Source organism: Nocardiopsis sp. iso_40 (assembly GCF_056173285.1).
Genome location: NZ_CM149666.1, coordinates 4,845,123 through 4,863,772, shown reverse-complemented (window position 1 = coordinate 4,863,772; position 18,650 = coordinate 4,845,123). Strand labels below are relative to the sequence as shown.

Here is an 18,650-nt window from a genome sequence, read left to right as displayed (position 1 = left end):
TCCCCGGCCGTTAACTCCTCCGCTAGCCGGACCGCTCGGTGAGGTCCGGGCGGGTGCTCGGCAGGAACATCGCGGGGACCATCGCCCCGGCGGTCAGACCGGTCATCCACCAGAAGGTCGCCTGGAAGGCCGTCTCGGGGCGGGCGGCGTCGGCGAGCAGGGACGCGAGCAGCAGGGCCAGCGCGGCGGTGCCGACGGCGGCACCGAGCCGCTGGGTGACGTTCAGGGCGCTGCTGGCCCGGGGCACCCGGTCCGAGGGCAGCCCCCGGTAGGCGGTGGCCAGCATCGGCACCATCGCCGCGCCCAGGCCCAGACCGCGGACGAACATCGCGGTGGCCAGCAGGGCGGCCGGGGTGTCCGGCCCTGCCAGGCCGAACGGTGCGGTGGCGGCCGCGCCCACGAGGAGACCGCCCAGCACCAGGTAACGCGGCCCGGTGCGGTCCGCGATCGGCCCGATGAACAGGTTCACCACGGCCACCCCCGCGGCCATCGGTGCCATGAGCAGCCCCGCGGTCAGCGCGGAGGTGTCCTGTACCTGCTGGAAGAAGAGCGGGAGCAGGAACATGCCCGCCCAGATGCAGATCCCGAACACGAACATCAGCAGCGCGCCCAGCCGGAACAGCAGGTTCCGGAACAGGCGCAGATCGATCACCGGGGCAGGGCCTCCGGGCCGCTCGCGCAGGGCGTGCACCACGAAACCGACGATCAGTATCAGGCCGACGGCCGCGAACACCAGGGCGTGGCGGGAGTCGCCCAGCACGGACAGGCCGTAGAGCAGGGTCGCGATCCCGGGGGAGAGCAGGAGCAGCCCCACCAGGTCGAGCCGTTCGGCGGCCCGCGGACTCCCCTTGGGCACCCCGCGCACGGCCAGAGCCACGGCCAGCAGGATGAAGGGCAGCGCGACCACGAAGATCCACCGCCAGCCCAACGTGTCCAGGACGATCCCGCCCAGCACGGGGCCCAGCGCGGGCGCGATCTGGATGGGCACGCTGAGCAGGCCGATCGCCCTTCCGAGGCGCTGCGGTCCCGCGGCCTGCACGAGGATCGTCATGACCAGGGGCAGGACCATGCCGCTGCCCAGCCCGGTGAGCACCCGGAAGGCGATCAGGCTCTCGATCGACCAGGCGGTGGTGCACAGCAGCGAACCCGCTCCGAACAGCGCGAGCGCGGTCATCCAGGTGGCGCGCTGGCCGAAGCGGTCGATCGCCCAGCCGGTCACCGGGATCACCGAGGCGGTGGAGAGCAGGTAGGCGCTGGCCACCCACTGCGCGGTCGACACGGGAGCGTCCAGGGCCCGGGAGAGGTGGTCGACGGCCACGTTGACGATCGTGGTGTCCAGGAGTGCTGCCATGGCGCCGACCAGGAGGACGGAGGCGAGCTTGAGCAGCGGGCGGTCGAGCCGCTGGGGCGCCGGGGGGAGGGAACTGGCGGGACCGGTGGAACCGGCGGATGGAGAGGTGGGTTCTTGCTTCGCCATACAAGGTAAACTACACGGTGCAGTTTCCTTTGGGAACTGTGTTCTTCCAGGACCGAGCACCCGCGAGGACAGGGGACCAGAGTTGACCGACACATGCGCGGACGGACGCGATCGCAGGTCGGCGGTCAAGCACGAGGCCATCACGGAGGCCGCGCTGCGGGTCTTCCTGAGGGAGGGCTACGCACGGGCCAGCGTGGACGCGATCGCCGCCGACGCGGGCGTGTCCAAGCGCACCATCTACAACCACTTCGACGACAAGCGGGACCTGTTCCTCAGGATCGTCTCCCAGAGCAGCGCCACCCTCGCGGCCGACCACGCCGTGATCGCCGCCCGCCACCTGCGGGAAGCCGAGGACGCGCGTGAGGCCCTGGTCGGGTTCGGGGACGAGTGGTTGTCCCCGCGGGGCCGCCGCGCCGACCACACGGCCCTGGTCCGGTTGCTGATCGGGGAGGCCGCGCACTTTCCCGACGCCGCCAGGGCCTGGTCGGACAGCGGTTCCGAACTGGTCGTCCAGGACCTGGCCGCACACCTGCGCGCCCTGGCCGACCGGGGACTGCTGGAGATCGGGGAGGGCGGTGAGGAGGCCGCCGCCGGACACTACCTGGCCCTGGTGCGCACCCAGGCCAACAGCCGGTCCTTCTTCGGAGCGCTCCCGCTGCCCGAGGAGGAGCGGGTCGCGATGGTCCGCTCGGGGGTGGACGCCTTCCTGCGCATCCACGGACCGGGCCGCGGGATGAGGCCGGAGTAGACCGGGACCCGGCGGGCCGGGGCCGGTTCTCCCGGCCCCGGCCCGCCCGGTCACCCCTGCGCGCCCGTACCGGGGGCCCGCATCCGGTAGAACACCAGCGGCACCAGGCAGCACAGCATCACGGCGGCGGGTACCAGGCTGCTGCCGACCAGCATGCCCCGCAGAGCCGTCTCGCTCTGCTGGACGACCTCTCCCGAGCCGGACTCCACGTAACCGCTCAGGGCCAGGGAGAGGGACAGCAGGCCGGTGCCCACCGCCTGGGCCATGGCCTCACCCGAGGTCCACACGCCCGACAGCACCCCGCCCTGGCGCCGACCGGAGCCGTCGTCGGTGGCGAGGCAGTCGGCCAGCATGGACGCGGGCAGCATCATGGTCCCGGACAGGCCGACGCCCACCAGCGCCGAGGAGGCCACCGCGCCCGGCACGCCCAGCACCGGGATCAGGAACAGGCCGACCCCGCCGAGGACGAACACCAGCGCCGAGCAGCCGGCGGCGCGGCGCTTGTCCACCCGCACCGACAACCGCTTCCACAGCGGAGCCGCCGCCATGAGCGGGACCAGCACGCACACCATCAGGATGCTCGTGTAGGCGGGCTCGCCCATGACGTTCGCGGTCACGTACGGCACACCGGCCACCATCGTGCCGCTGGCCACCGCCATGAGCAGGTTGGCCGGGAACAGGACCCGGAAGTCGCGGTGCCCGAAGGCCACCCTGAGCTGGGCGGGCAGCCCCTCGCTCCGGGGCCGGAAGACCGGGCGCGGCGCCCGGCGGGTACCGGCGACCGAGCCGAGCATGGACAGCACGAGTACCGCGGCCATCATCAGACCCATGAGGCGGTAGCCCACCACGGGGTCCTGGGGGGCCGTCTGGACGACGGGTGCCAGGGCCCCGCCCAGGAGCAGTGCCAGGCCCGCGAAGGCGGTCCGCCACGTGTTCAGGGTGGAGCGCTCGTGGTAGTCCGCGGTGATCTCGCCGGGCATCGCGGTGTAGGGCACCACGAAGGCGGACGAGGCCAGCGCGGCCAGCACGAACAGGACCGCCACGTAGGCGGCGGCCTGAGCCCCCTCCAACGGCGGCCCCGCGAACATGGCCGCGAACAACAGCGGCAGGGTCACCGCGCCCGCCAGCATCCACGGCCGTCGCGGGCCCCAGGGGGACCGTGTCCGGTCGGACCAGATCCCGATGTACGGACTGGCCAGAAGGTCGACCAGTTTGGGCAGGAAGATCACCGCCCCGGCGAGGGCCGGGCTCACCGCGAGGGTGTCGGTCAGATAGATCAGCAGCAGCAGCCCGGGGACCGTGTTGAAGACCCCCATGGCCACCGCGCCGCTGCCGTACCAGGCGTGCACCGACCGGGACAGGGGGCCGGACGCCGGTCCGGTGCCCGCAACGGGGGCCCCGCCCGCGGTGGACGGGGCCCTGTCGGTCGTGGTCACGCGCGCCCGTCCGACGCCGTGTCGGCGGTGGGCTTCCCGGCCCCCTCGGAAGAGGTCTCGGCGTTCTCGCCGTTCCCGGCGGGCCGGTCGCCCTCCTCGCCGTACAGCTCCTCGTGCGCCACCGGGTCCACGTTGTGCTGTACCGGGCAGGTCGCCGGGAAGGTGCCGATCCCGTTCACGTCGTAGCCGTCGGGGTAGCTGCGGATGTTCGGGTTCATGTCCGCCCACAACGGCTCCTCGCGCGGCTTCATCCGCCGCACGACCTTCGCGCGCAGCTTGAGCGCGATGTCCGCGGACCTGCGCCAGGCCTTGCTGGGCGGGTCGTAGCGGAAGGTTTCGATCAGCGACTCGTCCAGGATCGCCATCGAGAACTTGCGGGCCAGACCGGACACCCGCGGCGGGTAGAACGTCACCATCAGGTCGAGGGTGGAGTCGGAGACCCTCCGGCCGCCCTCGGTGTAGGCGAAGTGCTCCCGCTCGTAGCCGTCCAGGAGCTCGCGGAACCCCTCGTAGGTCTCCGGGACGTCCTTGATCCCCATGTACTTGCCGAGCTTGCGGTAGTAGTTCGTGATCGCGCTGATCTCGTGGTCGGACAGCTTCCGCCAGCCGTAGCCGTAGTCGTTGAGCCAGCGCACCGGCATGATCACGAAGGTGCTCAGCACGTACCGGTAGTCGTCGTTGCTGATGTCGTAGGAGCGGTGCATCTGGTTCATCCGGCGCAGCGCGTCCCGGCCCTTACCCGGTTCGAACCCGTGCCGGATCATGTTGCCCAGGATGAGCGCTGTGTCGTCGTAGCGCTTCTGGGTCTGGCCGGTGAACTGGTCGGTTCTGCCCAGCAGTTCGCCGATGCTGGGCACGGCGTAGGTGCGGTACAGCGCGATACCCAGCGCCCGGCCCATGTCCCACGGGAACTCGTGGGAGTTGAGGATCTGCATGATGCGCACGCAGTCCTTCTCGGCGTCCAGGCGGTGGATCTCGTCTCGCCAGTCGAAGCGCTTCATTCGCGGTTCCTTCGGGGGAAGTGGGGATGGTGGAAGGGGGGTGGCAACACGCGGCTGGGCCGTGTGCTGGATTCTGGGAGCGCAGGGCTCGGGGGAGGGGCGGGACCCCGGTCAGGTCGCGGGGGTTTCCGGGGAGGCGGGGGACTCCGCTTCGGGTGCTCGGGAGGCGACGGCCTGACCTGCGGCGGGCACCCTGGCGCCGGTCGCCGGGACCTCCCGGGTGCGCATGTCGTGGGGGACCGGGCAGCCCTGGGGGAAGGTGCCGATGCGGTCGGGCTCGTAGCCGTCGGGGTAGCTGCGGATGTTGGGGCTCATCCGGGCCCAGCGCGGCTCCCGGCGCGGTTTCATCCGCCGCACGACCTTCGCGCGCAGCCTGAGCGCCAGGTCGCCGGACCTGCGCCAGAAAGCCGAGGGCTCGGGGTAGCGGAAGGCCCTGATCAGGGGCTCGTCCAGCAGGCCCCTGGTGAAGGGCCGGACGAGGGGCCGCTGCCAGGCCGGATAGAAGCCGACCATCAGCTCCAGGGTGGCGTCGGAGACCGCGCGGCCGCCCTCGGTGTAGGCGAAGTGCTCCGCCTCGTAGGAGTCCATCAGCTCGCGGAACTCCGCGTAGGTCTCGGGGATGTTCTTGATCCCCATGTGCCTGCCGAGCTTGCGGTAGTAGTTCGTGATCGCGCTGATCTCGTGGTCGGACAGCTTCCGCCAGCCGTAGCCGTAGTCGTTGAGCCAGCGCACCGGCATGACGACGAAGGTGCTCAGCACGTACCGGTAGTCGTCGTTGCCGATGTCGTAGGAGCGGTGCATCTGGTTCATCCGGCGCAGCGCGTCCCGGCCGCGGCCCGGCCCGAACCCGTGCTCCAGGATGTCGTTGAGGATGAGTGCGGTGTCGTCGTAGCGGTGCTGGGTCCGCTCGGTGAACTCACGGGTCCGGCCGAGCAGCTCGCCGATGGAGGGCACGGCGTAGGTGCGGTACAGCGCCAGCCCCAGGGCCTGCTCGATGTCCCAGGGGAACTCGTACGTGCCCAGGATGCGGACGATCTGTTCACAGTCCGCCTCGGCGTCCAGGCCGTGGATCTTGTCGCGCCACTCGAAACGCTTCACGGGAACTCCACCTTCGTCCGGGCCCGCCCGGGACGGGACCATGGTCGTCGGGCACCGGAACACCCGACACAGACGTTGCGACGCCCCGCACTTTACCTGGACGCTTCGCGTGTACAGAGGCCCCCGGCGGGATGCGCCGTCCCTGCATCCGAACCGTGCCCGGAACGTTCCCGGAAAAACGGCGGCGGGTGGCGGGGGATCCGGATCCCCCGCCACCCGCCGCCGGACGCGCACTAGGCGGTGACGCGCTCCGCGACCCGGTTCACCAGGGTCAGCAGGACCTGTTTGGCGGATTCGCGCCGACGGGCGTCGCACAGGGCCACCGGGATCTCGGGGCTCAGGCTCAGCGCCTCGCGTACCTCGTCCGCCTCGTACTCGTGGGCGCCCTCGAAGCAGTTCACCGCGACCACGAACGGCACCCCGCGCCGCTCGAAGAAGTCGACCGCGGCGAAGCAGGTCTCCAGGCGGCGGGTGTCGGCGATGACGATCGCGCCCAGGGCCCCCTCGGACAGCTCCTCCCACATGAACCAGAAGCGCTCCTGGCCGGGCGTGCCGAACAGGTACAGCACCAGACTGGGGCTGATGGTGATGCGACCGAAGTCCAGCGCCACGGTGGTGGTCGTCTTGGCCTCCACCCCGGACAGGTCGTCGACCCCGTAACTGGCCTCGGTCATCACCTCCTCCGTGCTGAGCGGGGCGATCTCGCTGACCGCGCCGACCAACGTGGTCTTTCCGGCGCCGAAGCCACCGGCCACCAGGATCTTCAGTGCCGAGGGAACGGGGGCCTCGGTGCCCGGGTCAGAGTCTCTGGATGCCATCGAGAACCGCCTGGAGTACGTCCCGGCTCACCGGGCTCTTAGCTGTGTAGGGGGCGCGGGCCAGGGCCAGGCCGCGGTTGAGCAGGTCACTGAGCAGGACCTTGACGACGGCGACCGGGATGTCCAGGTGGGCGGACACCTCGGCCACCGACTGGGGACGGCGGCACAGCTCCAGAATCCGGAGCTGTTCCGGTTCCAGTGCCATCTCGTCGACCTCGGCGCGCTTGGCGGCGATCACCACGCTGATCATGTCCAGCTGGACGGAGTCGGCGTGGTCGCGGCCCTGCGCGATCACGTACGGGCGGACGAGCGGTCCCGCCTCCTCCGCCCCGGCGGCGTCGTCGGGACCGCCGTCCGGCTCGCCGTAACCGCCGACTGCGTCACGCTGTGGCAGACCGTGCGGTATGTCGCCCGGATCGAACTCGTTGTGCGCTTGCATACCGACCCCTATCGCGTGGCTTCCCCGGAGTCCCCGGCCGCACCCTCGCTACGGGGCGCGGCGTCGAGGTAACGGCCCACCTGCTCGACCAGGACGTTCATCTCGTAGGCGATGAGACCGACGTCGGAGCTCTCCTCGGCGAGGACGGCCAGGCAGGCGCCGCGTCCCGCGCCCGTGACGAAGAGGTAGGCGCTCTCCATCTCGACCACGGTCTGGAGGACCTCGCCGCCGCCGAAGTGGCGGCCGGTGCCCCGGGCCAGGCTCTGGAACGCGGAGGCCACCGCGGACAGGTGCTCGGCGTCCTCCTTGACCAGGTCACGCGAGCGGCCGATGAGCAGGCCGTCAGCGGAGAGGACGATCGCGTGGCGGGAGCCCACGGCGCGGTCGAGCAGCTCGTCGAGCAGCCAGTTGATGTCCTTCTTGCCCGCGGCGCTTCCGCTGCCGCGCTCGGCGCTTTCGGTACTCGTCACGGTTACGCGTCCTTGTCGGTGTCGTTGGTGTTCTGCTTGCCGTCGCGCCGCCCGCGGTCCGTCCCCTTCTGGAACGCGGACATGTTCCGGCGCAGGCGCGCCAGCCGTTCCGTGTTGTCGGGGGCCGCATCGGAGGAGGCGCCGCCGGCCGCGGGGCCGGCGGCCCCGTCACCGGCGGGGGAGGTCGCCAACTGGGGGGCCAGGTTCTCCTGCGGGCGCCGCTTGGGCAGTGCGGGGCGCCCGCCGCCGGCCTCGACGGTCTCGGGCTGCTTGGTCTCCTTGACGGGGGACGTCCCGGGGGCGTCGGGCACCGCGCTGATCCGGGAGTTGCGGGTGGGCAGGGGGGGACGGGTGTCGTCGTTGTCCGGGGTGCCGAGGAGGTCGTCCCCGGGGTTGTCGGCCGGAGCGATCGGCGCCTGCGGTTCCGCGTTCGCCTCGGGATCGCCGTCCGTTTTGGCGGATCGCCGTTCCTGTCCGGAACCTGCGGGAGAGGTCGACACCGAGGTCAGGACGGGCTTGCCGGAGCGCCCGGCCCGGCCCGACTCCAGCGCGGGGCCGGGGCGGTCGACGATCTCGCGCACCTCCCAGATGTCCTCCCCGCTCTCCTCCGAGGAGGGCAGCGGGGTGCGGTCGCCCGAGATGATCTCCTGCGGGAGCAGGACGATGGCCTGCACGCCGCCGTACGGCGAGGGGCGCAGGTGCACCCGGATGCCGTGGCGGTGGGACAGGCGCGAGACCACGAAGAGGCCGAGGCGCATCTTCTCGTTGAGGCGCATCACGTCGAACTCGGGCGGGTCGGCCAGCAGCGCGTTGGCCGAGTCGAACTCGCCGTCGGTCATGCCCAGGCCGCGGTCCTCGATCTCGATCGTCACCCCGTTGGGAACGTCCTCGCTGCTCAGACGCACCTGGGTGTGCGGCGGCGAGAACATGGCGGCGTTGTCGACCAGTTCCGCGACCAGGTGGATGACGTCGGCGACGGCCGGACCGTTGAGGTTCACCCGGGCGATGCGCTCCCGCTTGACACGGGTGTAGTCACCGGACTCCGAGATCGCGCCGCGCAGTACGTCGATCAGCGGCATCGGGCGGTGCCAGGTGCGGCCCGGCGCCTCACCGCCGAGAATCAGCAGGTTCTCCGCGTTGCGGCGGGAGCGGGTCGCGAGGTGGTCCAGCTTGAACAGCTGGGCGAGCTGCTCCGGGTCCTCCTGCTCGCGTTCCATCCGGTCCAGCAGCCGGAGCTGGCGGTGCACCAGGGTCTGGCTGCGGTGCGCGATGTTGAGGAAGACCCGGTTGACGCCCTGGCGCAGCTCGGTCTGCTGGACGGCCTCGTCGATGGCGGCGTGCTGGGCGGTGTTGAAGGCCCGGGCGACGTCGCCGATCTCGTCGTCATCGATCCTGAGCTCGGGCAGGGAGCTGGAGGTGTCCACGCGCTCGCCCCGGTGCAACCGCCCCATGATGTCGGGCAGCCTTTTCTCCGCGAGGTCCTGGGACTCCTCGCGCAGGGTGAGCAGGCGCTCGGTCAGGTTCCGCGAGGACCGGCGGGCCAGGTAGAACGCGACCACGATGACGGCGGCGACGCCGAGGCTGCCGCCGACGGCGAGCAGCACGGCCCCGTTGGCGCTCTCCCGGTTCACCTGGGCGGAGTACATGGCCTCGTCCGCCCCGAGGGCGGTGAGCTCGGCCAGTACGGGGTCGTAGGCCTCGTGCCACTCGGCCTTGTCGACCGGCATGGAGAGGTCGTCGACGGTCTCCAGGGTGAAGGTCTCCGGGTTGGTGACCGTCTGCGCCTCGACCTGACGTTCGATGATCTCGTTCGAGAGGGAGGTGAAGGCGGCGTACTCGGGGCTCTCCAGCAGCGTCTCGTACCGCTCCCGGTGGCCCTCGTCCGAGAGGTAGGGGGCGTTGGCGTCCAGGAGCGTCTGGAAGGAGCCCATCAGCTCGGTGAACTCGCGCTGGTCCTCCAGGGTGAGCTCACCGGTGGCGAAGCCGCGGGCGATCTGGGCGTCTGCCCGCGCGACCACGTCCACGGTGCGGAACATGTAGACGGCGGTGAAACCGGGGCTGGTGGAGCCGTCCTGGTTGCCCGCGCGGCCCTGGCTGTCGAAGCTGTCGGCACCGTGCAGGACGAGTTCGTTGTAGTAGTCCAGGACGTCGGCCCGGGTGGCGCTGCCGGAGTCCACGGCCTCGCGGATATCACCGATCTCCTGGTACATGCCGTGCAGCATCTCGATATGCATGCCGCTGTCGCCAGGGGAGAGGTCGGCGAACCCGATGAGGTCCTCGACGACGGCCCCGAGGGAGCCGTCGGTGTTCTGCCGGGCCTCCTCCAGCTCCTGGGCCAGGTCGGCGTTGTCGGGGTTCTCGATGTAGGCGATCGTCGCGGACCGCTCCGACATCGCGTCCACGAGGCCCACGGCCGCGGGGGTGACGAGCTCGTCGGTGGCCTTGGACCGGATCAGTTGGTAGACCGCGTCGCCGCCGAGGGCGAGGGTGAGGGCCAGCCACAGCGCGACCAGCGCGGCGGTGGGGATCATGACCATGGCGCGGATACGGGCGGCGATCGTCCGCCCGCGTTTCTTCGGTACTGCCTGCACGGTTCTCCTGTCGATCCGCGTCAAAGTCTTCTCGGGTGGCGTCGGGGGCCGGGGTCGCCTGGCCTGCTTCGGGGGGCCGGCGCGCGCGTGCGCAGCCCTGCCCACCCTGCGGGCCGCGCCCGTACCTTGTGGGGGTGGTCGACGCCGGACTTACCGCAGAGTAGCCACAAACGGGGGGTTCGGCGTTGGGGATCGTATCTCGCCTGGGAAACGGCGGATTATCCGGGGGACTCAGGCAGTCTGCCATGAAGTTGTGAAATGGTCACACAAGAGCAGGTATGACGCCTGTGCGAGGGGTGTCCACGCTTGTGTGTACCTTATGGGACAAACGTCACATGCGTATCTCTGGTTCGCTCCGAGGGGACCCTCGGATATCCCCGTTCCCGCCCCGCGCCGGAGCGGCCCGTACTAGCCTGGCGCCCCGGGAACGAGCAGGGGGAACGTAGAGGCGATGGGGCAACTGTTCGGCGGCGGACAGGCCGCCATCGAGGTGGCGGTAGCCGCCGTACCGCTGTTGGTGGTCGTCGGATCCGCGCTCTACCTGAGCGGACAGCACCGGCGTTACGGGCGTCTGGTCGGCTGGCCGGCGCAGCTCACCCTCGCCGCCCTGCTCACCGGGGTCGGCCTGGCCGTGTACGCCGTCTGGCCCCTGCCCGCGTCAGCGGACGGGCTCTGCCCCGTCGAACCCGAACCCGTGCCGCCCCTGTCGCTCCGTGAGGCCGCCCTGGCGCTTGGGCTCTTCCTGCCGGTCGGACTGCTGTCCCGGTCCCGGTTCCGTCGCGGCCTGTTCACCACCCTGGCACTGGGCGCCGCCCTGGCGCTCGCGGCCGCCGTGGTCCGTGCCACCGGGATCCTCGGCCTCTACCCGTGCGCCTACGACACCGTCGCCTTCGAGGCCGCCGGGGTCGGTGTCGCCGGAACCCTCCTGGGCTGGACCCTCGCGCGGTGGGTGCCTCCGCTGTGGCCGTTCGGCCCGCACCGCTCCTGGCCCGTCGCGGTCCCCGACCGGGTCGCCCCCGACCTCACCCGCCGCATGCTCGGCGCCCTGATCGACCTCGGGCTGTGGTGGTTCGGCGCGGCCACGCTGGTCGCCCTGCTGCACGCCTACGGTGTGGCCCGCCCCGGCACGGAGGAAGAGGTCCTGACCGGAACCCTCCTGGGACTGGCGGCCCTCTTCGGGCTCCTCCTGCCCCTGCTGCGCCGTGACCGCTGCACCCTGGGCCGGGCCGCCGTGCACCTGGCCCTGACCGAGTGGTCCGTGCCCCGTCCGGCCGCCCGCCGCCGCGTCACCGCCCGCGCACTGCTGCTGCCCGTGCCGGTGGCCGTCCTGATCGCGTTCGGGTCCCCCTGGCTCGCACTGGCCGTCGTCGGAGCGCACGCCAGCACCGCGGTGGTCCGCCCGGACGGTGCGGGCCTGGCCGACCTGCTCTGCCGCCTGCGGGTCCGTACCCGTTCCAGTCTCGACGGCGGGCTGCCCCGCCGACTCGTGCGCTACGTCCCCCCGCCGGAGGTCCCGGCCCGCCTCTGAGACGCCGGGGCCTCTGCGGGCCCCGGCACCCGGGATCCCGGGCGCAGCCCGTGCTGCCCGGTCCCGTACGGCAGGCCCGGTCCGAGGGGTGTCCTCCCCGTTTCCTGCCCGGGGCGTCTTCCCCCGGGCAGACGCCCCGGGCGGAGAAGGCGCCCGGGCCACCGGTCCCGGTCGTCAGTCCAGGGGAGCGGGGTCGTACTGCTCGCCGGTGACCGGGTTGGTGGCCATCCCGGTCGAGACGTCGTAGTCCACGTCCATCCCCAGTTCCGGATCGTGGTACAGGCCGGTCTCGGGGTTGCGCGGAAGACCCACCTCGGGGTCGATCTCCCATCCGGTCACCGGGTCGACGCTCGGCGCCGGCTCCGGCGTCGGCTCCGGTTCCTCTACGGGCTCCGGGGAGGAACCGGCGGCGGGCTCGGAGTCGTCCTCCGTCTCCTGCCCGGGAGTCTCCTCCGTGACGACGATGTCGCTGCGGCTCTGCTGGGACTCCGCGCCGCCCTGGGGGTCGAGCGCGCCCCAGCTCACCAGCGCCAGGATGAGGATGCCCAGCCCCACGCGGTAGTAGACGAAGGGCATGAAGCTGTGCGTGGAGATGAACCGCATCAGCCAGGCGATCACCACGAAGCCGATCACGCCCGCGATGACCGTGCCCACGATGGTGGCGCCCCAGCCGGCGTACTCGTCGCCGCCGATGTCGGTGAGCTTGTACACGCCCGAGCCGAAGACCGCGGGCAGGGCGAGCAGGAAGGCGTACTCGGCGGCGTCCTTGCGGTTGAAGCCCAGCAGCATACCGCCCGTGATGGTGCCGCCCGAGCGGGAGACACCGGGGATCAGCGCGAGCGCCTGGAACAGACCGAAGCCCAGGCCCCGGGGGACGTTGAGCTCCTCCAGGTCGCGGTGCTTGCGCGCGTACCGGTCCGCGAGGCCCAGGAAGACACCGAAGACGATGAGGTTCAGGGCGACCAGGCGCAGGTCACGGAAGACGCTCTCGATCTGGTCCTCGAGGAGCAGGCCGAGCACCACGATGGGGATCGAGCCCAGGATGACGTACCAGCCCATGCGGGCGTTGATGTCGCCGCGCAGCTCGCGGTTGACCAGGGACCTGGTCCATGTGGACAGGATCGCCCAGATGCGCTGCCGGAAGTAGATCACCACGGCGAGTTCGGTGCCGATCTGGCTGACGGCCGTGAAGGCAGCGCCGGGGTCGGGCCAGCCGAAGAAGGCGGACACCACGCGCAGGTGCCCGCTGGAGGAGATCGGGAGGAATTCGGTCAGACCCTGGACCAGGCCAAGGACGACCGCTTCGAGCAGGGACACGGAAAGGGCCCTCAGTTCGTTCTGACTGCGGATACACGCGCCGAGACCGCTTCGGGGCGTCGCGGTCCGTGCGCTCAGGCATCGTATCCCGATATCAGGGGGCGGTGATCCGCGGTGGAGCGCACCCCGGGCACGGCCCGAGGCGCCGCGGCCGGCATCCGCGCGGCCCTGCGGCGCAGGTCCGGAACGAACACGGCGGAAACTACTCGGACCAGTGCAGATACCCCAGGAGCAGGCCGGTGAGGAGGAGCACCAGGCCGAGGCCGCCGAACATCGCGCGCACCCAGTGGCTCAGCCAGGGACCGGAGACGATGCGGGCCCGTTCGGGCAGTTCGGGGTCGTAGGAGACGGTGACGATCTCACCGGCCCGGGAGGCCATCCAGCCGGTGTTCTCGTGTTCGGCGTGCACCTCCTCGCCGTCCTCGGTCTGGAACTGCACGATCATCCGGGAGGCCATCGAGGTCTCGTGGTAGCCGATCACCCTGCCCTTGGCGCGCACACCGTTGCGGACCAGGCGTACTTCCATGCGGGTGTCACGGGTGACGATCCACAGCAGGACCACGCCGGCGGTCAGGGGGAGCAGCGGGTACAGGTCGACCATGGCGGGCCTCCTCTCCGGGTTCTTCGTACGGGGGTCACTGCGGGGAGGCGGGGGACCCGATGAGTCCGTCGGCCATGTGCGCCAGGGTGGTGTGGATCTCCTCGACGGGTCGTTCCGGCTGGAGGGTACGCCAGTCCAGGGCCACTGTCACCACCATGCCGAACAGGGCTGACCCGGCCAGGGAGGTATCGAGGTCCGGCCGGGTCAGCCCGCGTTCGACCATGGCGTCCAGTTGGCCGGTGATCACCCCGATCGCTTCGGTGCGGATCTGGCGGACCGTCGCGTACCAGGACTGGTTGGTACGCCAGGCCTCGGCCATCAGCAGCCGGGCCAGCGCCTCGTGGGCGCTGATGAAGACGACGCCGGACCGCAGCACCTCGGCCAGGGCCTCGCGGGGTCCGACGTCCTGGCCGGCGGCGGGCACGGCCTCCCTCAGGGTGTCGGCCAGCCGGGTCACGCCCCATTCCATCAGGGCCGCGTACAGCTCGTTCTTACCGCCGAAGTTGTAGTAGACGGTGCCCTTGGCGACCCCGGCCCGTTCGGCGATCTCGTCGACCGTGGTGGCTCCGTAACCCTGCTCGGAGATCAGCGTGACGGCCGCCTCGAACAGTTTGCGTCGTGTGGCCTCGCGGCGGCCGCTGACTGGTCTCGCCGGTTCGGGTGTGCTCGCGTTCATCAGGTTGTTGGGCGTGGATACCCCCGGCTTTAGCCATGGGGAGGAAACGCCCTCCTCCTTCCTGGTCTGGGTTACAAGAACATTCGGTAGAATGTGAGCATGACCGGGTCGATGGTGAAGCGGGCGTTCAAGTACCGCTTCTACCCCACAGATGCGCAGGCAGCGGAGCTGTCGCGGACCTTCGGGTGCGTGCGCCTGGTCTACAACCGTGCCCTGGCCGAACGCACCACGGCGTGGTTCACCCAGCAGCGCCGGGTCAACTACAACGAGTCCTCGGCCGCTCTGACCGAGTGGAAGAAGGACCCCGACCTGGCGTTCCTGAACGAGGTGTCCTCGGTGCCGCTCCAGCAGGGGCTGCGGCATCTGCAGACGGCGTTTCGGAACTTCTTCGACAAGCGCGCCAAGTACCCCCGTTTCAAGGCCAAGAAGAAGTCCAGGGCGTCGGCGGAGTACACCCGGTCGGGGTTCACCTACCGCGACGGGCAGATCACGCTGGCGAAGATGTCCGACCCTTTGGCGATCGTGTGGTCGCGTCCGCTGCCCGAGGGAGCTCGACCCTCGATGGTGACGGTGTCCAGGGACAGTGCGGGCCGGTGGTTCGTGTCGATCCTGTGTGAGGACACCGTGGCCCACCATGCCCCGTCGGACCGGGCGGTGGGCGTGGACGCGGGCATCACCAGCCTGGTGGCGTTGTCCACCGGGGAGAAGGTCACCAACCCCCGGCACGAGCGCCGGGACCGGACCAGGCTGGCCCGTGCTCAGCGGGAGTTGTCCCGCAAGGCCAAGGGCTCGGCGAACCGGGACAAGGCCCGCAAGAGAGTAGCGCGGGTGCATGCTCGTATCACCGATCGCAGGCGCGACTTCCTGCACAAGCTCTCGACTCGACTCGTCCGTGAGAACCAAGTGGTCGTTGTCGAGGACCTGACCGTGCGCGCCATGGTCAAGAACCGCAAACTCGCTCGTGCGATCTCGGACGCGGCCTGGACACAACTCCGAACGATGCTGGAGTACAAGGCTGCCTGGTACGGCCGGGAGCTGGTCGTGGTGGACCGGTTCTTGCCCTCCTCCAAGCTGTGCTCGGGGTGCGGGGCGTTGCGGGAGAAGCTGCCGCTGAACGTGCGCGAGTGGACCTGTGACTGTGGCATCACCCACGATCGCGACGTGAACGCGGCGATCAACATCAAGGCCGCCGGGCTGGCGGCATCTGCCTGGGGAGCTGGTGTAAGACCTCAACGGGAGTCCTCCCGGACGGGGCGGCCGGTGTCGAAGCAGGAAGGCCGTGGGGCGACCCGCGACGGGGCGCGAGCCCTGAGCCACCGGTAGGTGGTTCCGCAATCCCCCGCCTTTAGGCGTGGGGAGGAAGTCAACTCTGCCATTCTGCACTGGTCGGGCCCCGCCCGGACATCAGATCTTCAGCGCCGGGTAGAGCGCGGACATCGTCCACACCCGTTTGCGGGCCACGGCCAACCAGGTGAGCAGCAGGGGTACCACCAGCCAGAGCGACATCACCCCGACGGCCTGCCAGACCAGGTCCGTGTCGCCTCCGCCGATCAGGTGGCGTACGGCGGTCACCGCCCAGTGCAGGGGCAGGAACGGGCCGATGGCCTGGAAGAACGCCGGACTGGTCTCGATCGGGTAGGTGCCGCCCGCCGACGTGAGCTGGAGTACCAGCAGCGCCAGCGCGACCACCCGGCCCGCAGCGTTGAACTTCACGTTCAGGTACTGCACGGTCGCGGTGAAGGCGGCCGAGGTCAGCAGCAGGAACCCGATGAGCGTCGGCCAGTTCCGGGTGTCCAGCCCCAACCCCAGGTGCAGGACGGCCATCATGACCACCACCTGGGCCCAGCCGAGCAGCAGGGGGACGACCCGTCCGGCCAGGGCGACCCGCCAGGAGGCGGAGGAGGAGGCCAGCGCCCTGCTGGACAGAGCGGGTAGCACCATGAACACCACCATGGCGCCGACCCACAGCGACAGGGGCACGAAGAACGGTGCGAACCCGGTCCCGTAGTCGGGTACCTCGTTGTCCACCTCGCTGTCCAACCGGACCGGCTCACTCATCATGTCCGCGGCGCTGACACGGCCCTCGTCGGAGTAGGTGGGGATCTCCTCGGTCCCCTCGGCCAGCCCTTCGGCGAGCTCGTCGGAGCCCGAGGCCAGGCTTCCCAGACCTTCGTGGAATTCGCCCGCGCCGTCGCTGATCGTGCCCAGACCGGTGTCGAGTTCCCCCGCTCCCTCGGCGGCGTCGGCGAGCCCGTCGCGGAGCTCGCCGGAGCCCTCGGCCAGGTCGGCCAGCCCCTCGGCGAGTTCGTCGGCCTGGTCCCGGGCCGCCTCGGCGTCCTCGACCATGTCGGGCAGGTCCTCGGAGAGCGAGGCGGCCTTCTCGCTCAGGTCGGCGGCCGCGTCGGCGGTGTCGTTGATCTCCTGGCGGTTGTCGTTGACGAACCCGGCCACCGACAGCGCGGTGTCCATGGACTCCTGCAGGTCGGTCAACAGGGTGTACAGCTCGGGCTGCTCCTGTTCAAGTTCCGGGTGTTGCGCCAGGTAGTCGTCGAGGCGTCCGTCGACCTCGCTCAGCGCGGTGACGTCGATTTCGTCGGGCAGTTCCGCCAGGGCCTCGGAGACCGCGGCGGAGACCGTCGCGGCCGTGGCGGCGTGCTCCTGGATTTCGGGGATGTCCTCCTCCAGCTGGGGCAGCCACTCGTCGGCGAGGTCGTCGAGTCTGTCGACCTTCTCGGACACCCCCTCGGAGGCGGTGGCGGCGCCGTCGGCGATCGTCTTGGACCCCTCGTGGAGCTCGTTGATCCCGCTGCTCAGCGAGCCGGCGCCCTCGTGCGCGTCGTCGATGCCCTCGGAGAGGTCCCCCGATTTGTCCTCGGCGTCGTCCGCGCCGTCGGCGATCTGGTCGGCTCCCTCCGAGGCCTCCTCCGTCCTGCCGTGGATCTCGTTGAAGCCCAGGAAGATCTGGTCCAGGTAGTCGCTGGTGGCGGAGTTCGCCGTCGCCGCGCGGATCTCCTTGAAGGCGCTTCCGGCGAGCTGGCGCACGATGTAGCTGTTGGAGTCGTTGTAGTTGGCGACCAGCAGCGCGGGGACCGGGTCCTCACGGTCGCGGGAGGGCGAGGTGACGGCTTCGCTGAAGTGGCCCGGGATGGTCAGCGTCACGTAGTACGTACCGTCGCCGAGCCCCGCGGCGGCGGTCTGGGCGTCCACGTCGTGCCAGTCGAGGTCGCCGCGGTCCAGGAGGGTCTCGGTGAGCTCGTCGCCGGCGTTGACCTCCTCGCCGTCGACCTCGGCCCCCTCGTCCTCGTTCACGAGGGCGACCGGCAGGTGCTCCATCCGGTCGAAGGGGTCCCAGAACGACCAGAGGTACATCCCGGAGTAGAGCAGGGGGATGAGCATGAGGGCCGCGAGCGCCGCGGTGGGCAGCGGCGACCGCAGGAAGGACCGCATGGTGAGCAGGCCGAGCCTGGGGACGGCCATGAAGCGGTAGGCGGGCGCCTTGGGTTTCCTACGCCTGGTCACCGCGCTCACCTCCCCGCGCGCCGGCCCCGTGGGTCGCGGTCCCGTCCGGGGCGGTCTCCTCCGTGTCGGCCCCGCCCTGCCGGATCCGGAGGGGGCCCTGGGTGTCGGTGCCGGCCACGGCGTCGAGTTGTCGGGCGTCGGCGCAGGTGGCGATCACGGTCAGCCCCTCGTCGGTGAGGTCCTTCAGGGACCGCCACATGTCGGCCTGGTGTTCGGGGCCGAGGCCGCCGTCAACGTTGTCCACCACGAGCAGGCGCGGTTCGCTGACCAGCGCGAGGGCCACGCCGAGGCGTCGCCGGTCCAGCATCGGAAGCTCCTTCACCAGGGTCCGGCGGTCGAGTTCGGCCAGCCCCGCCGCGGCCATGGCCTGGTCGGCCACGGTGCGCGCGGCGGGTCGGGCACGCAGGAGGCGGGCTTCGGAGAGGTGCTCCCGTACCCGAAGGCGGTCGTCGAGTGCGTTGACGTCGTCCATCAGTCCGATCGAGCTGATCCGCCGTACCTTCCGTGCCTGCTCGGGCAGGGTGTAGCCGTCCACGTGCAGGGTGCCCCCGGTGGGTTTCATCCGGCCGGAGAGGGTGAGCAGCAGCGCGCTGCGCCCGCCCCCGGAGTCGGCCTGGAAGACGGTGAGCGTTCCCGGTCGGGCGGTGAAGTCGACCCCCGTGTAGACGGGGCCCTCCCGGGTGGTGAGTGTGACGCCTTCGGCGTGCACGCGAGCTCCGGTGGCCCGACGCATCCTTGCGGCCTCCCATTTTTGAACTGACCAGTCAGTACAAATTTACGGCTCCACGCTACTGCTCCGGGGTGGTGGTCCCGGGCGTTCCGGCGTGTGTGCTCCGGCACAGTGCGGAGTCTCGGTGGGAGAGGGTTCGAGGGGCGGTGGGGCTTTTTGCTGTTATTTCGTAATTACGTAATAATTGATGAAGAAGAGGTG

Annotated in this window: 16 protein-coding genes; 3 read left to right on the top strand and 13 right to left on the bottom strand. The window is 70.6% G+C overall.

Going from position 1 to position 18,650, the window contains the following annotated elements; translation table 11 throughout:
• Positions 1-22: 22 nt before the first annotated feature.
• Entirely contained in the window at positions 23-1,477 is a 1,455-nt protein-coding gene (locus AC0VYD_RS21085; RefSeq protein ID WP_475477158.1) for an MDR family MFS transporter, read from the bottom strand.
• An 82-nt stretch (positions 1,478-1,559) separates the two neighbouring features.
• Here AC0VYD_RS21085 and AC0VYD_RS21080 point away from each other — a divergent pair, with 82 nt between their 5' ends.
• Positions 1,560-2,225, top strand: a complete 666-nt coding sequence (locus AC0VYD_RS21080) for a TetR/AcrR family transcriptional regulator (RefSeq protein WP_475477157.1) — start codon at positions 1,560-1,562, stop codon at positions 2,223-2,225.
• A 50-nt stretch (positions 2,226-2,275) separates the two neighbouring features.
• Here AC0VYD_RS21080 and AC0VYD_RS21075 read toward each other — a convergent pair whose 3' ends face one another.
• The 7 genes from AC0VYD_RS21075 to AC0VYD_RS21045 all read right to left on the bottom strand — a co-directional run bounded on the left by AC0VYD_RS21075 (position 2,276) and on the right by AC0VYD_RS21045 (position 10,078).
• Positions 2,276-3,661, bottom strand: a complete 1,386-nt coding sequence (locus tag AC0VYD_RS21075) for an MFS transporter (protein WP_475477156.1) — start codon at positions 3,659-3,661, stop codon at positions 2,276-2,278.
• A complete protein-coding gene (locus AC0VYD_RS21070) occupies positions 3,658-4,662 on the bottom strand; it encodes an oxygenase MpaB family protein (protein ID WP_475477155.1) in 1,005 nt (334 codons plus the stop codon). Before AC0VYD_RS21070 ends, AC0VYD_RS21075 begins: the two co-directional genes overlap by 4 nt.
• Before the next feature lie 111 nt (positions 4,663-4,773).
• Complete coding sequence (locus tag AC0VYD_RS21065; RefSeq protein ID WP_475477154.1) at positions 4,774-5,760, bottom strand: oxygenase MpaB family protein; 987 nt, start codon at positions 5,758-5,760, stop codon at positions 4,774-4,776.
• Positions 5,761-5,993: 233 nt separating this feature from the next.
• Positions 5,994-6,578, bottom strand: a complete 585-nt coding sequence (locus AC0VYD_RS21060) for a GTP-binding protein (protein WP_191274390.1) — start codon at positions 6,576-6,578, stop codon at positions 5,994-5,996.
• Positions 6,559-7,017, bottom strand: coding sequence for a DUF742 domain-containing protein (locus AC0VYD_RS21055; protein ID WP_473038306.1), 459 nt, complete (start codon positions 7,015-7,017; stop codon positions 6,559-6,561). Before AC0VYD_RS21055 ends, AC0VYD_RS21060 begins: the two co-directional genes overlap by 20 nt.
• 8 nt (positions 7,018-7,025) lie before the next feature.
• A complete protein-coding gene (locus AC0VYD_RS21050) occupies positions 7,026-7,487 on the bottom strand; it encodes a roadblock/LC7 domain-containing protein (protein ID WP_191274394.1) in 462 nt (153 codons plus the stop codon).
• A 2-nt stretch (positions 7,488-7,489) separates the two neighbouring features.
• Positions 7,490-10,078 (bottom strand): sensor histidine kinase, encoded by a 2,589-nt coding sequence (locus tag AC0VYD_RS21045; protein WP_475477153.1) that lies wholly within the window; start codon positions 10,076-10,078, stop codon positions 7,490-7,492.
• Between the two features lie 451 nt (positions 10,079-10,529).
• Here AC0VYD_RS21045 and AC0VYD_RS21040 point away from each other — a divergent pair, with 451 nt between their 5' ends.
• The gene (locus tag AC0VYD_RS21040; protein ID WP_475477152.1) at positions 10,530-11,606 is read left to right on the top strand and encodes an antibiotic resistance protein VanZ; all 1,077 of its coding nucleotides are present in this window, start codon (positions 10,530-10,532) and stop codon (positions 11,604-11,606) included.
• Between the two features lie 174 nt (positions 11,607-11,780).
• Here AC0VYD_RS21040 and AC0VYD_RS21035 read toward each other — a convergent pair whose 3' ends face one another.
• From AC0VYD_RS21035 to AC0VYD_RS21025, 3 genes are all read right to left on the bottom strand, one after another.
• A complete protein-coding gene (locus AC0VYD_RS21035; RefSeq protein ID WP_475477151.1) occupies positions 11,781-12,923 on the bottom strand; it encodes an undecaprenyl-diphosphate phosphatase in 1,143 nt (380 codons plus the stop codon).
• Positions 12,924-13,125: 202 nt separating this feature from the next.
• On the bottom strand, positions 13,126-13,524 hold the full coding sequence (locus AC0VYD_RS21030) for a DUF3592 domain-containing protein (protein WP_191274400.1): 399 nt from the start codon (positions 13,522-13,524) through the stop codon (positions 13,126-13,128).
• A 34-nt stretch (positions 13,525-13,558) separates the two neighbouring features.
• Positions 13,559-14,200: a TetR/AcrR family transcriptional regulator gene (locus tag AC0VYD_RS21025; protein WP_475477150.1), complete on the bottom strand. Its 642-nt coding sequence runs from the start codon at positions 14,198-14,200 to the stop codon at positions 13,559-13,561.
• 99 nt (positions 14,201-14,299) lie between these two features.
• On the opposite strand from AC0VYD_RS21025, the gene AC0VYD_RS21020 reads away from it, so the two are divergent.
• Positions 14,300-15,523, top strand: coding sequence for an RNA-guided endonuclease InsQ/TnpB family protein (locus AC0VYD_RS21020; RefSeq protein WP_475477149.1), 1,224 nt, complete (start codon positions 14,300-14,302; stop codon positions 15,521-15,523).
• 81 nt (positions 15,524-15,604) lie between these two features.
• On the opposite strand, the gene AC0VYD_RS21015 is transcribed toward AC0VYD_RS21020, so the two are convergent.
• Together AC0VYD_RS21015 and AC0VYD_RS21010 are read right to left on the bottom strand one after the other, a co-directional pair.
• Entirely contained in the window at positions 15,605-17,677 is a 2,073-nt protein-coding gene (locus tag AC0VYD_RS21015) for a YhgE/Pip family protein (RefSeq protein WP_475480330.1), read from the bottom strand.
• A 28-nt stretch (positions 17,678-17,705) separates the two neighbouring features.
• On the bottom strand, positions 17,706-18,452 hold the full coding sequence (locus AC0VYD_RS21010; RefSeq protein ID WP_475477148.1) for an ATP-binding cassette domain-containing protein: 747 nt from the start codon (positions 18,450-18,452) through the stop codon (positions 17,706-17,708).
• Positions 18,453-18,650 lie beyond the last annotated feature (198 nt).

What these genes read in the sequence shown, in the direction of transcription:
- AC0VYD_RS21085 (WP_475477158.1), bottom strand. Translation starts at nt 1,477, where the DNA reads ATGGCGAAGCAAGAACCCACCTCTCCATCCGCCGGTTCCACCGGTCCC.
- AC0VYD_RS21070 (WP_475477155.1), bottom strand. Translation starts at nt 4,662, where the DNA reads ATGAAGCGCTTCGACTGGCGAGACGAGATCCACCGCCTGGACGCCGAG.
- AC0VYD_RS21060 (WP_191274390.1), bottom strand. Translation starts at nt 6,578, where the DNA reads ATGGCATCCAGAGACTCTGACCCGGGCACCGAGGCCCCCGTTCCCTCG.
- AC0VYD_RS21055 (WP_473038306.1), bottom strand. Translation starts at nt 7,017, where the DNA reads ATGCAAGCGCACAACGAGTTCGATCCGGGCGACATACCGCACGGTCTG.
- AC0VYD_RS21040 (WP_475477152.1), top strand. Translation starts at nt 10,530, where the DNA reads ATGGGGCAACTGTTCGGCGGCGGACAGGCCGCCATCGAGGTGGCGGTA.
- AC0VYD_RS21030 (WP_191274400.1), bottom strand. Translation starts at nt 13,524, where the DNA reads ATGGTCGACCTGTACCCGCTGCTCCCCCTGACCGCCGGCGTGGTCCTG.
- AC0VYD_RS21025 (WP_475477150.1), bottom strand. Translation starts at nt 14,200, where the DNA reads ATGAACGCGAGCACACCCGAACCGGCGAGACCAGTCAGCGGCCGCCGC.
- AC0VYD_RS21020 (WP_475477149.1), top strand. Translation starts at nt 14,300, where the DNA reads ATGACCGGGTCGATGGTGAAGCGGGCGTTCAAGTACCGCTTCTACCCC.
- AC0VYD_RS21015 (WP_475480330.1), bottom strand. Translation starts at nt 17,677, where the DNA reads ATGGCCGTCCCCAGGCTCGGCCTGCTCACCATGCGGTCCTTCCTGCGG.
- AC0VYD_RS21010 (WP_475477148.1), bottom strand. Translation starts at nt 18,452, where the DNA reads ATGCGTCGGGCCACCGGAGCTCGCGTGCACGCCGAAGGCGTCACACTC.